The organism is Anaerococcus lactolyticus ATCC 51172 (assembly GCF_000156575.1).
Classification (GTDB): Bacteria; Bacillota; Clostridia; order Tissierellales; family Peptoniphilaceae; genus Anaerococcus; species Anaerococcus lactolyticus.
This window is the reverse complement of sequence record NZ_GG666046.1, coordinates 79,944-100,328: the sequence shown is the minus strand read 5'-3', so window position 1 is coordinate 100,328 and position 20,385 is coordinate 79,944. Positions and strand designations below refer to the sequence as shown.

At 35.8% G+C, this 20,385-nt stretch carries 16 protein-coding genes, 1 pseudogene, 1 riboswitch and 1 other annotated feature; of the genes and pseudogenes, 7 read left to right on the top strand and 10 right to left on the bottom strand.

The genetic code is table 11. The annotated features are described in order from the left end of the window. Window positions 1-199: 199 nt before the first annotated feature. On the top strand, window positions 200-589 hold the full coding sequence (locus HMPREF0072_RS05060; protein WP_004827914.1) for a pyridoxamine 5'-phosphate oxidase family protein: 390 nt from the start codon (window positions 200-202) through the stop codon (window positions 587-589). 183 nt (window positions 590-772) lie between these two features. Here the strand turns inward: HMPREF0072_RS05060 and argH are convergent, their stop codons facing one another. From argH to HMPREF0072_RS05045, 3 genes are all read right to left on the bottom strand, one after another. Further along, complete coding sequence (gene argH, locus HMPREF0072_RS05055; RefSeq protein ID WP_004827913.1) at window positions 773-2,143, bottom strand: argininosuccinate lyase; 1,371 nt, start codon at window positions 2,141-2,143, stop codon at window positions 773-775. Next, entirely contained in the window at window positions 2,144-3,385 is a 1,242-nt protein-coding gene (locus tag HMPREF0072_RS05050) for an argininosuccinate synthase (protein ID WP_004827911.1), read from the bottom strand. Window positions 3,386-3,459: 74 nt separating this feature from the next. Then, window positions 3,460-3,688 (bottom strand) — a binding site (T-box leader). Window positions 3,689-3,873: 185 nt separating this feature from the next. Next, window positions 3,874-4,917, bottom strand: coding sequence for a hypothetical protein (locus tag HMPREF0072_RS05045; RefSeq protein WP_004827910.1), 1,044 nt, complete (start codon window positions 4,915-4,917; stop codon window positions 3,874-3,876). A 382-nt stretch (window positions 4,918-5,299) separates the two neighbouring features. Between HMPREF0072_RS05045 and tyrS the strand changes: the two genes are divergently transcribed. Both tyrS and fic read left to right on the top strand, forming a co-directional pair. Then, window positions 5,300-6,553, top strand: a complete 1,254-nt coding sequence (tyrS, locus tag HMPREF0072_RS05040; protein ID WP_004827908.1) for a tyrosine--tRNA ligase — start codon at window positions 5,300-5,302, stop codon at window positions 6,551-6,553. Window positions 6,554-6,626: 73 nt separating this feature from the next. Then, entirely contained in the window at window positions 6,627-7,193 is a 567-nt protein-coding gene (fic, locus tag HMPREF0072_RS05035; RefSeq protein ID WP_004827907.1) for a protein adenylyltransferase Fic, read from the top strand. Window positions 7,194-7,234: 41 nt separating this feature from the next. Here fic and cytX read toward each other — a convergent pair whose 3' ends face one another. Continuing rightward, complete coding sequence (gene cytX, locus HMPREF0072_RS05030; protein ID WP_004827905.1) at window positions 7,235-8,395, bottom strand: putative hydroxymethylpyrimidine transporter CytX; 1,161 nt, start codon at window positions 8,393-8,395, stop codon at window positions 7,235-7,237. A gap of 128 nt (window positions 8,396-8,523) precedes the next feature. After that, window positions 8,524-8,625: riboswitch (TPP riboswitch) on the bottom strand. A 169-nt stretch (window positions 8,626-8,794) separates the two neighbouring features. Between cytX and HMPREF0072_RS05025 the strand changes: the two genes are divergently transcribed. From HMPREF0072_RS05025 to HMPREF0072_RS05015, 3 genes are read left to right on the top strand one after another with little or no spacing between them, the layout of a single operon-like run. After that, a complete protein-coding gene (locus HMPREF0072_RS05025; RefSeq protein ID WP_004827904.1) occupies window positions 8,795-9,994 on the top strand; it encodes an ArsR/SmtB family transcription factor in 1,200 nt (399 codons plus the stop codon). Further along, window positions 9,978-11,846 (top strand): ABC transporter ATP-binding protein, encoded by a 1,869-nt coding sequence (locus HMPREF0072_RS05020; protein ID WP_004827902.1) that lies wholly within the window; start codon window positions 9,978-9,980, stop codon window positions 11,844-11,846. Before HMPREF0072_RS05025 ends, HMPREF0072_RS05020 begins: the two co-directional genes overlap by 17 nt. Then, the gene (locus HMPREF0072_RS05015; RefSeq protein WP_004827900.1) at window positions 11,836-13,602 is read left to right on the top strand and encodes an ABC transporter ATP-binding protein; all 1,767 of its coding nucleotides are present in this window, start codon (window positions 11,836-11,838) and stop codon (window positions 13,600-13,602) included. Before HMPREF0072_RS05020 ends, HMPREF0072_RS05015 begins: the two co-directional genes overlap by 11 nt. A 409-nt stretch (window positions 13,603-14,011) precedes the next feature. Here HMPREF0072_RS05015 and HMPREF0072_RS12440 read toward each other — a convergent pair whose 3' ends face one another. From HMPREF0072_RS12440 to HMPREF0072_RS12435, 4 genes and pseudogenes are all read right to left on the bottom strand, one after another. Continuing rightward, window positions 14,012-14,176, bottom strand: a complete 165-nt coding sequence (locus HMPREF0072_RS12440) for an HTH domain-containing protein (protein ID WP_282633092.1) — start codon at window positions 14,174-14,176, stop codon at window positions 14,012-14,014. Window positions 14,177-14,265: 89 nt separating this feature from the next. Then, window positions 14,266-14,526, bottom strand: a pseudogene (locus HMPREF0072_RS05010) (leucine-rich repeat protein); the annotation flags it as partial. Further along, entirely contained in the window at window positions 14,527-15,504 is a 978-nt protein-coding gene (locus tag HMPREF0072_RS05005; protein WP_004827894.1) for a C-terminal binding protein, read from the bottom strand. It lies immediately after the preceding pseudogene. Between the two features lie 10 nt (window positions 15,505-15,514). Next, a complete protein-coding gene (locus tag HMPREF0072_RS12435) occupies window positions 15,515-16,855 on the bottom strand; it encodes a YjiH family protein (RefSeq protein ID WP_039931160.1) in 1,341 nt (446 codons plus the stop codon). Window positions 16,856-17,002: 147 nt separating this feature from the next. Between HMPREF0072_RS12435 and HMPREF0072_RS04995 the strand changes: the two genes are divergently transcribed. Next, a complete protein-coding gene (locus tag HMPREF0072_RS04995; protein ID WP_004827890.1) occupies window positions 17,003-17,752 on the top strand; it encodes an IclR family transcriptional regulator in 750 nt (249 codons plus the stop codon). A gap of 419 nt (window positions 17,753-18,171) precedes the next feature. Here HMPREF0072_RS04995 and HMPREF0072_RS04990 read toward each other — a convergent pair whose 3' ends face one another. Both HMPREF0072_RS04990 and HMPREF0072_RS04985 read right to left on the bottom strand, forming a co-directional pair. Beyond that, the gene (locus HMPREF0072_RS04990; protein WP_004827889.1) at window positions 18,172-19,467 is read right to left on the bottom strand and encodes an extracellular solute-binding protein; all 1,296 of its coding nucleotides are present in this window, start codon (window positions 19,465-19,467) and stop codon (window positions 18,172-18,174) included. A 98-nt stretch (window positions 19,468-19,565) separates the two neighbouring features. Further along, a complete protein-coding gene (locus tag HMPREF0072_RS04985; RefSeq protein WP_004827887.1) occupies window positions 19,566-20,384 on the bottom strand; it encodes a carbohydrate ABC transporter permease in 819 nt (272 codons plus the stop codon). Window position 20,385 lies beyond the last annotated feature (1 nt).

Genomic DNA, 20,385 nt, shown 5'->3' with positions numbered 1-20,385 from the left:
TCAACCAAGCCTATAAATCATTAGGAATTTACTCTTTTACCTATCTATTTTGATATTAGTTTTTTTATAAACTCAAAATTCGTAAAAAATTTCTAAGATAAATTTCTAAAATATTTTGCAATAATGATAATCATTATTGATTATTTTTAAAAAATGTGCTATACTATAAAAGTAAAAAAATATATAATGAGGTGAAAATATGAAATTAACCCAAGAAATAAAAGACTTAATTGGTGAACAGCTTGCTTATATGGCAACTGTCGATGAAAATGGCAATCCTAATATAGGACCAAAAAGAACTATGAGAGTTCTTGATGACGAACATCTCATCTATTGCGAAAATACCGATGGCAAGCACCATGCCAATATTAAAAATAACGGCAAGGTTGCTATCGCCTTTGTAAAAAGAGAAGACAACAAGGGCTTTAGGATTGTGGGCACAGCCAAATCCTATACTGACGAAGAGCATATGAACCTAGCCAAGGAAAAGGCTGGTGTTATGCCAAAGGCTGCAGCCGTAATCATAGATATTGAAAAAATCTATACCCTTGATTCAGGTCCTATTGCAGGAAAATTATTAGAAGCATAATTCCCCATAGTTATTTATAGTCTACAAAAATGTCTGGTGCATGAAATTTCATGCACCAGCATTTTTTTACCATAATTTTTAGCAAATGAACTTATTTATTCTCTGTATTTCAAACTAATAAATATTTAAATTTCGATTTCGGACAATTTTCTTTAGGAAATTTCAAATACTTCCTTAAGCAAATTAAGAAATTTTTCCTTCAACATAGGCAATTTGCCTTAGGACTTCTTCGGGAGCAGGTCCACCTTGGGATTTTCGGTTTTTTAGGCAGGTTTTTAGGTCAATGGCTTCGTAAACATCCTCTTGAAAAAGATCAGATTCTTTTTTATAAGTTTCTAGGTCAAGGTCTTCTAAGGCGATATTTCTCTCTATTGCGTATTTTACAAGCCTTGCTGCTATGTGATGAGCATCCCTAAAGGCGACTTGTTTTTTTACTAGATAATCTGCCAGGTCAGTCGCATTCAAAAACCCAACCTTGCATGCTTCTAGCATTTTTTCTTTATTTACACTTAGACTTTTGATTTGCCCTGCCATTATTTTTAAGGAAATTTTTATGGTGTCGATGGAGTCAAAGATAAATTCCTTATCTTCCTGCATATCCTTGGCGTAGGAAAGCGGAAGAGCCTTCATCATTACAAAGGCCTGGTTCATATTTCCAATAATCCTTGCTGATTTTCCCCTGATTAGCTCTGCCATATCAGGATTTTTCTTTTGAGGCATAATAGATGAGCCAGTTATAAATTTATCATCTATTTCTATAAATTTATAGGCTGGTGAAGACCAAATTATAAGCTCTTCTGACAACCTAGAAAGGTGGGCGGCTATTATTGATAAAACCGAAGCTAGGTCCATGACATAGTCCCTATCGCTTACCGCATCCATGGAATTTCCCATGACTCTTTCAAAACCAAGGTCATTTGCCACAAAATCTCTGTCTATGTCATAGGTTGTTCCAGCTAGGGCACAGGCTCCAAGTGGGAGTTCGTTTAACCTTTTGATGCAAGCTTCCATCCTAGATATGTCTCTCAAATTCATGAAGGCATAGGCCATTAGATGGTGGGCGAAACTTACTGGTTGGGCAGCTTGAAGGTGGGTGTAGCCAGGCATGATGGTCTCGGTATGGTTTTTGGCAAGGTTGGTTAGGCTTTTGCTATAAATTTTTAAGTAGTTAATTATTTCCAATCCTTCCTTTTTTATATAAAGTTTTAAATCGGTTGTGACTTGGTCATTTCTAGACCTTGCTGTGTGCATCTTTTTGCCCACTTCCCCTATCTCAGAAATTAAAGCTCCCTCTACAAAGGTGTGGATGTCTTCGCAAGCCATGTCGATTTCAAGAGTCTTTGCCTTCAATTTTTCTTCTATTTTATTAAGGCCTTTGATAATTTTATCCGCTTCATCTTCCCCGATAATTCCTTGCTTTCCGAGCATTTTTACATGGGCAATCGATCCAGTTATATCATCAAAAACCAATCTCTTATCTATTTTTATCGACGAGTTAAAAATTTCTGCATCCTTATCCAAAGACCCGTCAAGCATCCCACTCCATAGTTTCATTTACTTCTTTTCTCCTTCTTTCATGGCCTTTGCATAAATTTTTGTTGATAGACCAAATAAATTTATAAAGCCTGTAGCATCTGATTGGTTGTAAACATCATCTTCTTCAAAGGTTGCATATTCTTCTAGGTAAAGAGAATTTGCCCCATATATACCAGCTGGTTGCATAGCACCCTTGTAGAGTTTAACTTTGACTTTGCCTGTCACATTTTCCTGAGTTTTTTCTATAAAGGCATCCATAGCCTCTTTAAGGGGTGTCATCCACTTACCTGCATAAACGAGTTTAGCATAGTCAAGGGCCATTTTTTGCTTGTATTGAAGACAATCTGGGTGGAGGGTGACTGTTTCTAGCTTTTCGTGAGCAAAGTATAAAAGGCTTGCTGCCGGATTTTCATAAACTCCCCTAGACTTCATGCCAACCATCCTAGATTCAACAATATCATCTATTCCAATTCCATGCTTGCCTGCAAGGTCATTTAATTTTTTAACCAGGTCAGAACCCTTTAATTTTTCACCATTAAGCCCAATTGGTTTGCCTTTTTTAAATTCAATTTCTACTATCTCAGCCTTATCTGGTGCTTTTTCAGGTGGTGTCACCCAGTGAAGGATTTTTTCTAAGTTTGCTGGATTTTCTGGGTCCTCAAGGTCAAGTCCTTCGTGGGATAAGTGCCAGATATTTTCATCCATAGAATAATCTTCATCTTTAGTGAAATTTAAGTTTATACCATGGTCCTTGGCATAAGCTTCTTCTTCGCTACGTCCTTTGATATCCCAGAACCTCCATGGAGCGATAACTTTCATATCTGGAGCTATAGCCATTATTGAAAGCTCGAAACGGATTTGGTCGTTGCCCTTACCGGTGCAACCGTGGACTATTAAGTCTGCTCCTTCTTTATTAGCCACATCAACCAATACTTTTGAAATTAGTGGACGGGCTATGGCTGTGCCTAGAAGATAGACATTTTCATATTTGGCCCCTGCCATTAAGGATTTAAAATCGTACTCTTCAACAAATTCATCTTCTACATTGATATTATAAAACTTCTTTGCACCTGATTTTATGGCCTTTTCTTCCATGGCCTTAGGGTCTTTTACCTGGCCTAAATCAACTGACACACAAATGACTTCTTTGGCCCCATTTTCCATAAGCCAAGTTACCATCACAGATGTATCAAGGCCTCCAGAATAGGCCAAAACTACCTTCTTTGCTTCTTTTAAAACTTCATATTCATTCTTTATCATATTTTCCTCCTAATTTTTTATCAAAACTAGTCATTTGTGCCGCTTTTTTGATAATAAAAAAAGCCTCCGTCCCAAAAAGGGACGAAGACTCGTGATACCACCCATATTCATCTATTTCTCACAAAATAGACCTCTTCAAGTACTAACATACTCTAACTCTGTAACGGGAGTGCCCGTATAAGTCTCCTTGTATCGACCTATAAGCTCTGAGGTTCTTTTCACAATCTCTCACCTTATCCCCTCACACTCTACGGGATTCGCTGTAAGCCTTAAGAAAGTTACTCTTCTCTTCAACACTTTTTCTAACTAATGATTTGATTGGTTATATTGTAACCTGGTATTTATCCTTTGTCAAATAATTTTCCCAAAATTTAGCCGATATTTTTTAAAAATTTAACTATCTTATTGAAATTTCAGGATTCTGTAAAGATTTATTTTTTATTAAAATCCAGATTTTTTTATATTTATGACAGTAATCCTAGATTTTCCTAGAATTCTAATTTCATGGATGATAAAGCTGAGACATTTCTAATATTGGCTATAAAGGACCTTAATATTACCAAAAATTCGTCTTCAGAAATACCAGAGGATTCTACCAAATATTCATTATCCAAATCTTTAAACTCAGCCCTATATAAACCTCCCTCTTTATAGGAAGAAAGTAGCATTTCTTGGCCATAGAAATTAGAGATTTTTTTATCTTTCAAGGAATAATCGCTCCAGGTTTCTTCATCCTTGCCTGCCATCTGAAAGAGGATTTGTGAGTCATCCCTAGTTAAATAAATTTCCACAAAAAGTCTCTGATCATAGGCACCTGATTTCGACTTGCCCAAGACTTCTGTTGGTTCTCCAAGCTCATATCCATCAAGATTTTCCACAAGTTTCTTTACTAACTTTCCGCCATTTGCATCAGTAAGTTCCCTAGATTGGGCATCTAGTTTAGCACTTGAAATTCCTTGGTTAAAAACAATTGTATCTTCTGCCCCGCAAGACTCAATTTTCTCAAAGCTTAATTCAGGCTTATAGATCATTTTCAAGGTCTTTTCATTTGTGAAGTCACTATCAGCAAGGCCCAAAGAATTAAAATAATCACGCGCATTTTGGAGAGTGATTGCCCATTTTTCGTAATGATCTACCCAACTAGCCTTGGTAAACTTTCCAAAAACAGGGTCGGTCATGGTCTTAACTTCCTTCCACCTAGCCATGTTTTTATCGCCAAACTTATACCAGACAATAAGATTTTGGTAATATTTGTTGTATAGCTTTATCAATTTCTTAACCTTAGGTCTTTGAAGGACTGCTTTTTTCTCTTTTTGAGATATCTTTCCTACCTTGCTAGCTCCATAAGGATGGACCTGCCTACCCTTTGTTACACCAAAATGATATAGGGCTGGTAAATACATGCCATCTTCATAGGTATAATCTCCCTTAAAATCATCCGAACCTGCCACATCCTTTTCGTCGGCAAAGGCACTTGCATTTGGAATTAAAAATATAAGGGCAAGGGCTCCTGCCAAAAATTTCTTTTTCATGATTGCTCCTTTCTATTATTATCAATCGTTTTCTTATTATAAATATACCCCCTCTTGCGAGGTTTCAATAATTAAATACCTCAATAAAGTGAGATTTATTTGACAAAAGTTCGCCTATAGTGTTAAATAGTCTATAAGAATAAAACTTACAATGAATTCAAGTAGGAAGGGCCTGGAATGGCTTTTTTGAAATTACACTTTCATTTTGTTTAAGGCAAGCCAAGTTGTCTGTACTTGGCAATGAGTATAAAAAAAGCTGGTACCGCAAGTCTTTGCGCTTTTATGCTCTTTTTTTGTGCCTATTTTGAATTAGAAGTCCTGTTTTTATGGGATTTCTCGCTTGAATTCCATATGACACACAAAAGAAAAGAAAGGAAGATTTATGAAATTTACTTACGAAAAAGAATACGATAATGTTTTTGATGAGCTTGTAGATCGTGGCTACTACGAGCAAGCTACAAACGAAGAAGAATTAAAGAAAAAACTTGCCACAGAGTCTGTAAAATTCTACTGTGGTTTTGATGCTACTGCAGATTCCCTAACTGTTGGCCACCTTATCCAGATCATGGTTATGATGCGTATGCAAAACTACGGTCACAGACCAGTTGCCCTTCTCGGTGGTGGTACAACCCTAATCGGTGACCCATCAGGCAGGTCTGACATGCGCCAAGTTATGACAGTTGAAAGAATCAACCACAACGCTGAGTGCTTCTACAAGCAATTCCAAAGATTTTTAGACTTCTCTGATGAGGGCGGAGCAGAAATGCTAAACAACAAAGATTGGCTACTTGACCTTAACTTTGTTGGATTTTTAAGAGATGTTGGAAGCGAATTTTTGGTAAATGAAATGATCAAAAAAGATGCCTACAAAAACAGGATGGCAGCTGGTGGTCTAACATTTTTTGAATTTTCTTATATGCTTCTCCAATCTTACGACTTTTTGAAAATGTACAGGGAAAATGGCGTAACCCTTGAAATGGGTGGGTCTGACCAATGGTCAAACATCATCGGTGGTGTTGATTTAATCAAAAAACATGAACAAGGCGACGCCTACGGCATGACCTTTGCCCTCCTTACAACAGCTGACGGAATTAAAATGGGCAAATCTCAAAAAGGTGCAGTTTGGCTTGATAAGGAAAAAACAAGTCCATTTGAAATGTTCCAATACATGAGAAATGTAGATGACAGGGACGTGGAGAAATTCCTCCTCCAATTAACCTTCCTACCAACAGCTGAATGTAGAAAATTAGGACAAGCAACAGAAGCAGCCGAAATAAACAAAGCAAAAGAAATCCTAGCCTACGAAGTTGTTAAACTCGTCCATGGCAAAGAAGAAGCAGACGCTGCCCTTGATGCAGCAAAGGCACTTTTCTCTGGCAAAGGTGATGAGAGCGCCATGCCAACAACACAAATTTCTGCATCTGACCTACCAAAGGGCCTTTTAGCCCTCATGACAGAAGTAGGCCTAACCAAATCAAATGGTGAAGCAAGAAGAACTGTCCAACAAGGTGGCGTGTCAATCAACGATGAAAAAATCACAGACCCAGCCTTTGAAGTCACAGAAGAAATCTTTGAAGATAACAGAATAATAATCAAAAAAGGCAAGAAAAACTTCCACAAGGTGGAATTAGCCTAAAAATTTTCCTCCAAAACTTTGGTTTTGGGGGAATTTTTTCTCTTAATCTTGTATAATAATCCTAGGTGCTAAAATGAATAGAAATGAAGAATACTTAAGTAAAAAACGTGCCAAAGAACTTTGGGATCTTGGCCTTATAAATAATTTTGAGGTTGGAACTTTTAAATCTTTAAAAGACATCCACGCCTATCTTTTCCAAGACGTCTTTGACTTTGCTGGCAAAATTAGGACTGTAAATATTTCCAAGGGGAATTTTCGTTTTGCACCCTTGCTTTTCCTAGAATCAAACCTTGCAATTATTGAAAAAATGCCAGAAACAACTTTTGATGAGATTGTGGACAAATATGTTGAGATGAATATAGCTCATCCTTTTAGAGAAGGAAACGGAAGGGCTACAAGGATTTGGCTTGATTTAATCCTTAAGAAAAACCTAGGTAAATGCATCGATTGGGATAAGATCGATAAGTTTGCTTACCTGTCCGCCATGGAAAGATCGGTTGTAAACACACTTGAAATCAAACATCTTTTAAAATCTGCCCTTACAGATGAAATTAATAACAGGGATGTTTTCATGAAGGGAATCGACAAGTCCTACCTCTACGAAGACCTCTACGACATTTCCATAGAGGATATAAACTAAAAAACGAGCCAGCAAGGAAATCTTGCCAGGCTCGTATTTTTTTAATCTTTTATTAACTTTTCTGCCAAAACTTTTACTATTATCACAACAATAATACAAGAAATTGTCGAACCTACAAGGAGGTCCATCTTCAAAAATACCCTGTTTGCGATAAAGCCGATTAGCCAGATTACCATGTTTTTGTAATAGATATCAGCTTCCGATTTATCTTTATGTAGGATGAAGAAGTCAGCGATTTGGATGGCTATCATTGGAGCGAATACTGAACCGATTAGGTATAAAAAGTCTGTTATATCATCCATTGGGAATAAAATTGCTCCAATTGTACCAATTATGGTGACAAATATTCCTATCTTCTGACCATTAATTTTTTTAGAAAGTGATTCGGCAGAAATTCCTGCTGAATAGGCGTCTAGGAAGGTGGTTGTTACTGTTGATAAAATTATAATCAAAATCGCAGCCAAGCCTAGACCTGATTTTACCATAATCATTGCTATATCGCTCTCTTTTGTAAGTAGGGCCATGCCCATGCCTATTACATACATCCACATAGAAACTAGAGTGTAGATTACAGTTGAAGTGAGGGTTGCTCCTCTTGGGTCTTCTGCCTCCCTGGTGTAGTCGGATATTAGTGGTAGCCAAGAAAGTGGCATGGCTACAGCAAGTTCTATGGCGAGACCAAAGCTCATAGCATCGGCTGTTTCTTTTGAAGCAAAATTTACTCCTTGGAATACCTTAAAGGAAAGTAAGATTGTAAGGATAAATAAAAGCGACATAGAAACTGTGTTTAGTTTGCCAAGATTTGAAATGCCGACCATTATCCAGACTAAAACCAAGGCTCCTATTACAAGTGCCCAGATTATATGGCCTGTAGAGAAAACGTGGGATGTTGAAATCGCCCCGTCGTAAATCATAATAGCAGTCCATCCTACAAGTTGGAGGACGTTTAAAAGTGCAAAAAATAGTCCGCCCTTTTGGCCAAAGGACATTTTTACTGTCTCCATAGCTGATTTTTCGGTCTTGCCACCGATAAGACCTGCCATATATAAAAGAACAGCACCGATAGCGTGACCAATTAGCATTGCCAAAAGACCTTTTTTAAATCCTAGGGGTGCAAAATATGTACCGGTAATAATTTCTGCTATAGATACGCCCGCACCAAACCAAATTAGGCCATTTTCAAAATTAGAAGTTTTTTTCATTTTTCTTCTCCTTTCTTTTCTTGGAATTTTCTTTCCCCAAATAAGTTCATCATCTTTTTCATGAAATCTCCTTTTTCTTATTTACAAAAAAAGAACAAGCCAAGGCTCGTCCTATAAGTTCAAAAAAATATGCATAAAAATATACATCCCTACGTTGGCATTATCCAAATCAGGTAAGGTCGAGGCTAGGCCTCCTCTCAGATCTTTTAAGAACTCCCTTGTATGCCTTATATTTTAAATCTTTCTCAAATTTTTGTCAAGGAAAATTTTCCCAATCTATACTTAGATTAATATCGAATATAAGACTATTGATGTTAGATGAGATTTATCTTATAATTAAGTTAATAGAAATCTAAGATAAAAATATTTATTAGATATAATTCTAAGAAAGGATTCACAATGAAAACTAATTTCTATAATTTTAAGCTCATAGAACATCCCTTACTTGTAAATGAAGCTGGTCTAATGGTTTACCTTTATACAAACTACCTAGCTGCAAAGAACAAAAACTTCTTCTCTTTTGAGGATTCCTATCCAGGTTTTAATTACTCCCAGGATATGAATTTAACCTCAATAGATACTGCTTTTTACAACAACAAGGCCTATATAGACTTTGTTAGAAGTGTGAAAAAGGAATCCCTTCCCTATCTAGAAGAGTTTTTTCACGACCAAAATGAGGATATTCTAAATCTTTTTTATATATTTATAGAAAACGATGGAAATTATTTGCCTTTTATGGCAGGTGTTTTCCAAAATATCAATGTTAGCTCTATTAAAGAATTTTCCTATGAGATCTTTGACCTAGTCTTCAACCTAGCTTTTTTAAGATGTATAGGTGTTGACATAGATGATCCAGAATTAAAATCAGCAAACTTAAAAGAATGGTCAAAAAAAGCTTTAAAATCAGACTTTCTGAGCTTAATAGCTAGTCTACCCTACGGAGATAAGCATTCTATGGCACTTTTAAGGTCTTTTTCTAATAAGAAATCAATCTACGATAGACTCTATCCTCTTTTAGAAAAAATTTGCCAGATTTTAGAAAATAATTTTCCAAAAATTCAAGATGAGTTTACAGAACATTTTGAAAAAATAAAAAAAGATGGCTACAAAAAGGTAAGTGAAGTAATAGACCAAGTTGGCTTAGCAAGTTTTTTAAGCAAAAGAGATGAGCCTTTAAACATCTATGGCCTTATCCTTGCACCAAACATGATCATGATTCAGTTTATATCAGAAGATTACGATGATGCCTTTATCAAATTTGGAATTTATTCAAATAAAGACTTCGTTAAAAAGGAAAACAAACTAAAACACCTTAGCCAATACCTAAAAATCCTAGGAGATCCAACCAGGATTGACATTCTAGACCTCTTAAAAGAAAGAAATTACTATGCAAAAGAGCTTTCTGACAAGCTTTATATAACGCCAGCGACCCTGTCTTACCACATAAGCCAACTTCACGTTTGTGGCTTTATTGGAGCATACATTGAGGGCAGGAAGACTTATTATTATCTGAGAAAACCTGGTTTTGAAAAAGTTATAGAAGAACTGACTGAATTTTCTAAAGACATAAGGGAGGAAGATTATGGAAAAGAATCTTAAAAACCTAAAAGAAAATCTCGCCCAAAATCTAAAGGACGAAGAAGTCATAAAATCATATCTAAGGGCCGATAAGCTTTCAAATTTTGACCTTCTAAAGATGGCCTATGCGCCTTTTAAGGACAATCTAAAAATAAAATCATCCCTAATTCTTTATCCTATCACAGCTGGTCTAATACCAATTATAGAGGCCTTTATCATGTATTACTTGGTAGGTCTGATAGAAAAAAATACTGATCTTAGGACCATGATTTTAACAATCCTAGCCTACGCCCTAATAATTTTCATCTGCTCCATGGTTTCAAACCAGATTGAGCGTAGGACTTACTCGACTTATATGGGCACAAGGCTATCTACCTTCATCAAAGCTTCTGGGCCTATTATGGAAATGGACTACGGCCTTGGGGAAAATTCTCTCTTTATGGCTGAATTTTCCAGAGGTTTTGAGCCTTTTTCTAACAATGTCACAGGCCTTGAGGGAGTTTACCACGATATGTATAAGCTTTTGGCAAATCTTATCTCCTTTGTGATAATATCAGTGATTATGGCAAAGCTCTCTCCCCTTATTTTTATCCTTGTCATAATTTCAATTCTAATTCAACTTGGGATTAGGACTTATACTGACAAGTACAGGCATGCCCACATGGGAGAGCTTAACAAGGTCAAAAGAAAAACCGAAGCTTATTACAAGGAAGCATCCGATTTTCGTTTTGCCAAGGATATTAGGGTATTTTCTTTCAAAGACAAGTTTATAGAGGGATTTAAACCTCTTGTGGCAAATGTGGTTAAGATTTCAAGGACCTTTATCAAGCCTGAAATGTACCTATCCCCTATCCTTGCAGTCCTCCTTGTAGGAGTCGAAGCCCTTTGCTTTTATTTCCTAACAGGAAAAATATTGGCAGACCAAATCACACTAAAAAACCTAACTTTAATTATCACTTCTGTGGCAATCTACAGCTCTGTTATCTCAAATCTCGTGATAAATATTGCCCAAACCAGGTCAAACCTACTTTATGTATCAGATGGCTTTGATATGCTAAGGGTAGATTTAAAATCAGAAGAAGGATCAGAAAAAATTACCGGACCAATGTCAATAGAATTTAGAAATGTATCTTTTTCCTATCCCCTATCTGATAAAAATGTTTTGGAAAATCTGTCATTTACTATTAGACAAAAGGAGAAAGTTGCCATTGTTGGTGTGAATGGAGCTGGCAAATCTACCATTGTTTCCCTAATCCTTGGCCTTTATAAGCCAACTGCAGGAGAAATTTTTATAAACGGTACAAATGCTAATGACCTTGACTTAAAAGAAAGGTACGCTGCCTTTGCCACAGTCCTACAAAATGTAGAACCCCTCGCAGTTTCTATCGCAGAAAATGTGGCAGCGACCGATGAAAATATCGACAGGGACAGGGTTATCGACTCTCTAAAAAAAGCAGGTTTAGGATATAAGCTTGACCAATTACCAAAAGGAATTGACACCCAGATGACCAGAAATATCCACGATGATGGTACACTTTTCTCTGGAGGGGAAAATCAGAAACTTGCCATCGCAAGAGCACTTTACAAGAAAGATTCAGGAGCATTAATCATGGACGAACCAACAGCTGCCCTAGACGCCCTCGCAGAAGAGAAAATCTACAGGGACCTTGATGAGATTAGCAAGGATAAGACTCTTATCTTTATCTCCCACAGGCTAGCTTCAACCAGATTTTGTGACAAAATCATGCTCCTTAATGGCGGCAAAATCACCGAATACGGAACCCATGATGAACTTTTAAAACAAGATGGGCTCTATAAGGAAATGTACGAATCCCAAAGAAAATACTATTTGGAGGAAAATAATGAAAAATAAATTAAAGGCCCTCTGGCTTTTTGCAAAAATCACCGCAAAAAACGATCCTCTTTATATACCGGTGATTATCCTAAATGCCCTAGCCCCTGCGGCGGGAACCTTAATCAATGTCTTTGTACCAATGATTTTTATTAATCAAATCACAGACCCAAGGCCAGCTGACCAATTTATAAAAATTGTAGTCTTGTTAATTATAGGGAAAATCCTCCTAGAAAGCCTTGAAAGACTTCTAAACCGAGAGGAATTTGTAAGGCGCCAAGGGATTAATGATTACCTAACCTTTGAACTTGCAAAAAAAGCCATGGATTTAACCTACCAAAACATAGAAAATCCTCATACGCTAGTTCTAAAGGAAAAGGCCAATGCTGCGATTAATATGGGAGCTATCCATAACTTGCTATCATGCCTTAAAGATATTATAACGAGCGTGGCAACCATGATAGGAACTGCCCTTGTAATCATATCTTTCTCCCCTTACTTGGTTGGTTTTTCAATTTTGATTTCCCTTTTAATAATCCTTGTAAATGGCAAAGAGTCTTCCTACACCAGCAAGTTTAACCTAGAGATTGTTAATGTAAACAGGAGATTTTCCTATTATTTCTCCCTCATGGCAAGTCCCCACTACCAAAAGGAAATAAGAGTCTTTGACCTAGGAGAAATGCTCCAATCCAAAACACAAGGATACTTAGACCAAATGATGGATGGCTTTGAAGATAAATTTGGCTATGAAGCAAATATGGGTGCTATAAAAATCTTTTTAGAATCAATCCTAAGGCTTGTATCCTACACCTATGTAGCAATTAGAACCCTATCAGCTGCCTACGGCCCACAAATAAGTTTTGGTTCCTTTTCTGCCATAATTGCTGCGAACGAAAACTTTATGAAATCTTTTCAAACCATGTTTTCAGAGCTGGCGGACTTTATTATGAGTTTAGCAAATCTTGAACCTCTCTACGATTTTTACATCCTAGATTCTGATTTTGAAGAAAATCTAGAAAAAGCTAGTGATTTCCAAAGCTTGGAATTTAAAAATGTAACCTTTGCCTATCCAGGATCAGACAGAAAAATCATCGATAATTTATCATTTAGGATAAATAAGGGAGAGAAAATATCAATTGTAGGTGTAAATAACGCTGGAAAGACAACTATTGTTAAACTTCTCCTAAGGTTTTTCGACATTGATTCTGGAGAAATTTTGTACAACGGGGTAAATATAAAAAATATTAGCAAAAAGTCTCTTTATGAGAAAATTACTGGAGTTTTCCAGGACTTTGCAATCATGCCCTTTACAATCAAGGAAAATATCATTGGAGATAAGGAATTTAGGAAAAATAAAACTGATGAAATTATAAAACAGCTAGATCTTTGTGAAAAGATAAAAGAACTTCCTCGTGGGATTAATACTTATCTCAATAAGGACATCTACGAAAATGCCACAGACTTATCACTTGGCCAAAAGCAAAAGCTTGCCATAGGACGTGCCCTTTATCAGAACGCAGATTTCCTAATCCTAGATGAGCCAACAGCATCACTTGATCCCCTTGCAGAAAGCAAAATCTACGAGCATTTCAATGAAATGACAGAGGGCAAAACTGCAATCTTCATCTCCCACAGGATGAGCTCATCAAGGTTTACCGACAAAATCCTCTTACTAGACGGAGGAAAGGCAGCAGCCTTCGATAGCCACGAGAACCTAATGAAATCTGACAACCTCTACTCCAAACTCTACAAGGCCCAAGCCCAGTATTTTGAATAGGATTAAAATTACTAAAGTTACAAATGGCTTTTCAAATACATTATTATTTCTTCATGATAATTGCATTACATTTGTATCTACAGTTTTAACGAGTATAATACTAGTAACCATGAAGTCAAACACAAAGCATGGAATCACAAAAAGAGACGAGTCGGTAGCTCGTCTCTTTTTATGCTAATTATCATCTTTTTTCTTGCCAGCTAGCCATTTGCAGATATAGTTACCAACTACTCCTGCTGCGACGGCAAGAATGAAATCAAACACTTCTCGCATGGTCTCACCTCCTCTCATGCTATGAGTGTTGATGATAACACTTGTATTATACTTCAATATCACTAGATTTTTACATTAACATATATACACTCATTAAATCCTCAAAACAAAACTCCCTCCCGGAGTTTTGTTTTGCTTATTTGATTTTCCAATATCCATCCTTATCAATGCCTATATACTCAATTGTTTTTTCATCTGCGAGAATTTTTAAGTCTCTTTCAATAGTTCTTTTTGAAACTTTAAACTCTTTTGACAAGTCATTGGCAGTTATTTTAGAATTTGTTTCAATAATTCTTACTATTTGTTTACGCCTATCATTTGGTCTTAGTTTTTGACCGACAATTTGACCGTCATTTTGGGTGACATAATTTAAATTCTTTAGAATTGTAGTACTGGAATCATAGTTCTTCCTTGGTCTACATAAGTTTTTACATCCATATAGGCTGTTGTATTACCATCTTTATAGATGATGTTATAGAAGTTTTTGTCTACTTGGAAAACTGCAAATTCTTTTTCATATTTAACTTGTTTTTTGCCTTGTTGTTCCTCTTTCTTTTTCATCTTGTTAAGATCAGATTGATTTAGGATATTCTTGTCATCAGCTTTTAAAAGTTCATCTAATTTCTTAGATAGGTCTTGGTTTAGATTTTTTTAGTTTATATGCTTTAAATTTACCAACTCGGCTTTTGTGTAATCGCCCTTGAAATATTTGTAGATATTATTTATAGTATCTACCGCCCCTTGCTTGAAGGCATCTTGTGAATAGAAAGCTATGTGTGGGGTTATAAATACCTTATCTAGATTGATAAGCTTATTATTGTAAACATCTGGCTGTTCGGTGGAAAGTACATCTAAGATTGCATAAGAAAGTTTCCCTTCCTTTAGAGCATCATAGAGGTCATCTTCATTTACCACTCCTCCTCTTGAAGAATTGATAAACACCGCTTCTTCTTTTACAAGAGAGAAAAGCTTTTTGTCTATAAGTTTTTCTGTACTTTCATTTAGAGGAAGATGGGAGGATATATAATCGCATTTTTCAAATATTTCTTCAAGGCTCGCTTTTTTTACACCAAGTTTTTCAAAGTCTTCATCAGAAACAAAAGGATCATAAGCTAAAACATCTGCCCCAAATGCCGCTAATCTCTTTGTAACTAATCTTGGTATGCTTCCAAAGCCAATGAGCCCAACCTTTTGCTCGGCTAATCTTCTCATACTTGGAAATAACTCACAGTCCCATTTTTTGTCAATTTTTACAGAATTATTGAAATCATACAATCTCCTATTGTGCATAAGGATGGATCCCAAGACCCAATCAGCTACTTCTTGTGTACAATACTGGCTACAGTGGCCCACTGGAAGTTTGATTTCGTTGGCAAAGTCTAGGTCAATTGAGTTAAATCCTATAGACCTGTACATAACCATCTTAAGATTTGGTAAGGATTCTAAGACCTTCTTTGTTAAGGGTTCATACACAGCTATGATTACATCAGCATCTTTTGCATTTTCAATAACTTCTTCTTCTGTTGTGGATGGTCTTACCAAAACTTCAGCACAAAATCCCAATTCTTTTATAGTTTTTTCTTCGACTTCATTCATATTATCTTCGAATAATCTAACAATTTTTACCATATATAACCTCCTAAGCTATTAATTTTACGAACAAAACGACAAATGGTAGAGCTATGAATGTTCTTTCCAAAAAGATGATAATTACATCAATAAATCTTGGAACCATTTTTGTAGATGTAAGTAAGGTTGCTGTTTCTGATAGGTAGATTATAGATATAATACTCATCATCGCGACTATTACTCTAGTTTGAACACTTTGGATTGATTCTCCTATAATAACTGGCAAGTAGTTATCTGCTATGCCTGACATTATAGCACTTGCAGCCACCTTAGATTCCTCAACTCCCATAAAAGATAAAATCCACTCTATTGGTAAAGATACATAGGAAATAACTGGTGTATGTGTTGCTAAAATAAGGGCAGCAGTCCCCCAGAAAACTATTATTGGTGTTAACCAAAATATATAGAAGGTCATATTATCAATCTTTGAGATGAAATTTTTACTTGTTACTTGGGATGCTCTGTTTGAAGCTTCCTCAGTTGCTCTTGCTATAACACTTCCTTGCTTAGCTGTATCGTTTTTAATTCTTGTTGCCTTATTACTTTCTGAATATACATCAGCATAAGAAGAAACTGGTTTTATTCTAACGGATATGAAAGCAACTATAATAGAGACTACAAATAAACCCAATAATATAGAACCAAAGTAATCCATAACTCCGAGTACTGAGGAAACAACAACTACCCAACCTATACTACCAGTTGTAAATTGTGTAGATATGATTGCTGCTTCTCTAAGAGTGTAATATCCTTGGTCAAACAACTCGCTAGTTCCCATAATCGCTGCATTTCCAGGTCCTACCCAAGCGCTTATTATGCTTGTCGCACAAATTTCTGAAACTTTAAAAAGCGGTTTTACTATCTTTCCAACAAACTGTCCCAAAAATTCCATAGCTCCAAATTCTAGGATAAAGGTTTGAAATAAAAGCATGGATGGAACAACAACAGAAAGTTGAGTTGCTAATGATAACATAGAGCCACCAGTATCTTCTGAAATAATAAAGTCAGGTCCTACTTTAAAGTAGATCATAAGTGCTAAAATAGCTCCTATAATCCTATTTGCTACATAAAATGGTGATGTAACAAATAATTTTTTCATAAGCCTGTCATTCGCAAAGTAAGTCCTATTATTAAACAAGTTAAACAAGGAAATTAAGGCACTAAAACAAATGCACAAAACTACCAGGGGTGTAAGAATGTTATTGAACTTACTTACAAATAATTTTACATAGTAAAATAGAACAGTATCTACCTTCCCGTCAAAATTAAAAGGCACTAAAACAAAAAATACTCCAAATAAAGTTCCTAATATAAATTTAATTATATTACTTTTTCCAACGTTCTTAGTCATACAATCTCCTTTCTTATTTTCGGGACGCCGTCCCTTCTTATACATTATATACTATTAATATTTTTTTTACAATTAAAATCTTAACTTCATAATATATTTTTCTTTTTTTCATATATGTATTAAAATATATATAGGAAGGAGGCTATAATGAGCCCAAAATCGGATACCATTCAATCAATTATAAATGCTGGAAAAATTATGGATTTTATAAATGCCAAGGGACAGGCTGGGGTAAGAGAGATATCAAAAAATTTGGATATTCCAAAATCAACTGTTTTTAGAATACTAAAATCCTTGGAAGAAATTGATTATTTGCTTTCAACAAGTGATGATGAGTATGCTATAGGCTACAAAATACATAGCTTAAAACCTAGTCTTAACAAGGATACTTTGTTGATAAAATACTCAAAAGATATCCTAAAAGACTTCGCTGACCTTATAGGAGAGTCAATAAATTTAGCTGTAAATCAAAAGAACAAGGCCTATAATATTGTATATGTTGATGGAGAATACTACACCCTCCAAGCTAATATGCCACCAGAATCAGACCTTTACTGCTCAAGCACTGGTAAAATTTTTCTTGCTTATATGGATGAAGCTAGCTTAAAAAAATATTTTAATGACGAGCTAGAAAAAAGAACCATAAATACAATTACAAGACTAGATGATTTCCTAAAGGAAAAGGAAGAAATCTTAAAAAACGACCTATCTTATGACAACGAGGAGTACGAATATGGCCTATCATGTATCGCTACTCCGATAAAAAAAGATGGTGAAGTAATCGCTGCTATGAGCATATCAGGTCCAACAACAAGGCTTAAATTTAAAAATTATGATAAACTCAAAGAAAAACTTCTTGAGGCTAAGAAAAAAATAGAAGAAAATATCATTTATTAAAAGTTTATCCATATCTCTCTTACAGTTTCTTCATTGATTCTCATCTTGTATTGCTTTTTTATTAGAATATAGAAGTCTAACTTACTTGCATCAAAACTACCAGCTTAGCCGGTAGTTTGCACAGCGCCTATAAGGCGCGAATACCGGCACGCTCCTATTGGGGCTCTGAGTATTCTATCACATGCACCACTATCCCAACTACTGCTTAAAAAGTATTTTTATCCAAGATTACCTCCTTGTTTAATTGTACATGTAACTATCACAATTATACTTTAAGGGGGTTTTCTTGGTGCTTGAAACTAAAGCTTAATCCCTCCACCTGCATAGCAGGTGGTTTCTTATTTCGCTCTCTTTCGTTCGCTCAACTCACTTAAGTGTACAACAAAAAAACTCCCTTACCGGGAGTTTTTCATTTCATTTTATTTTTCGAAATCTGCTTTAAATTGTGGTGCGAAGGCTTTCATTTCTGCTTCTACATCAGAATTTGGATTTGATAGGATTTCTTCAAGTTTGCTTGCTATGTCGTTGTAAGCTTGTTGGCTACCTGGTACAAGTGGTCTTGAGAATAATTTTTCACTTGCTGGTGCAAGGATTTTTGGAATTACTGAATCAGCATTCTTGTAGCTATCATCTTCAACTGCTGATTTTCTAGCTGGCATGTAGCCTGTTGCTAGAGCGAATTTGATTTGGCTTTCCTTGCTTGCTACGAATTTAAGGAACTTAAATGCTGCATCTTTTTGTTCATCGCTTGCGCCATCAAACATATAGATGTTTGTACCTTGTTGAACAGCCTTATCTGCAGGATATGCTTGAGCTGCGTATTTAAATTTGCCATCAACACCTTCTTTAACATAGACTTCACCAGCATTTGAACCGATGTAGCCAGCTAATTGTTGGTTAGAAAATGGTCCTGATAGGTATTGGTCAGTACCTGCTATTCTGAAGTAACCTTCTTTGATACCATCTAGGTAATATTTGATTGCTTCGATTGATTCTGGGCAAGTAACGTCTAAGTCTGGACCAAAATCAATTCCCTTATTCTTTAGGTAGGTTACATAGAAGTTAGAAAGTGCATCCCAACCGAAAGCTGGAATATTTTTCTTAGCTTTGATTTTCTTAGCAACTTCTTTTAGTTCTTCAAAGTTTGTAGGATTTTTAAGGCCAAGTTCATCAAATATGTCTTGGTTATACCATAAAACTTCTGTTGATTTATTAAATGGAATACCGATGATTTTACCATCTTGTTCTATTTCATCTCTTACACCTTGGAAGATATCGTCGTAATCTTCGATACCATTTTCGCCCTTAACTCTTTCAGTAAGGTCAGCTACCATACCAGCTTCGCTAAATTGTAGCATCCAGTCTGGATAAGCTTGGGTAATAGTTGGTAGATCTTTAGGTGATTGCATGGTTGCAACTAAGATTTGGTTAAGATCCTTATAACCACCTTGGTGTTGGAGAGTGATTTTTATATCTGGATTTTCCTTTTCAAAATCTTTAACAAGACTTTCTAAGGCTTCACCTTGTCCGCCACCCATAGCATGCCAGAATACTACTTCTGTTTGACCATCTTTAGCTTTCTCTTTGCCTTCTTCGGCTTTTTCTTCTACCTTAGCTTCTTCTTTTGGAGCTTCTTCTTTTGCCTTGTTTCCACAAGCTGAAAACATTCCGATAGATAAAACTAAAGCTGCAAGTAATGTTAATTTTTTCTTCATTTCTTCCCCTTTTAAAAAAATTCACCTAAGTTTGTTTACAAGCAAACTCATCATTCTTACATTTAATATATACCCTTAAAAGTAATCTTATTCAATCCTTATCCCTTAATTCCTCCAAAAGAAACTCCTCTTAGGATTTGCTTCCTAAAAATGAAGTAAAGGATTAAGATTGGGAGGACGGTAATGGTTGAAGCTGCCATTTGAAGGTGGATCAATTGCCCAGCTTCTGTTGCAAAGGCTGATAGACCATTTGAGATAAGTCTCATGTCCTTTGTGTTTGTAACAAGGATTGGCCACAAGAATGAATTCCAACCTGTAATAAAGTTTAAAAGTCCAATGGTAAATAAACTTTGCTTGCACATTGGAATCATAACTTTTCTTATAAATTCAAAATCACTCGCTCCATCAACCTTAGCCACATTATAAAATTCCCTTGGGACAGATTTTAAAAATTCTTTCAAATAGAAAATATAAAATACTGATGCCATAAAAGGAATTATAAGAGCAGCATAGGTATCAAGAAGTCCAAGTTTTGCTATTGTTGAATAGTTTGTAAAGATAATTATTTCAAAAGGTACCATCAAAAGTGCTAGCATAAAGTTTTGCAAAATATTCTTGCCCTTAAAGTTCATAAAGTTTAGGGCGAAGGCTGCAAGAACTGTTGTTGTCAAAGTTCCAAGTGTGTTTATTAGTGATACAAAAACTGTATTTACAAAATACCTTTCAAAAGGTGCTGCCTTCATCGCCTCAGCAAAATTTACAAATTGTGGACTTGCTGGCAAGAGTTTTGGTGGTATAGAAGTTACCTCCCTAAAACTCATAAGAGCTGATGCAATCATGTAGAGGAATGGAAATAGGGTCACAGCTGCCATTAGTATTATAAATATGAAGGCTAGGCCTTTAAAAATCTTTTTCATC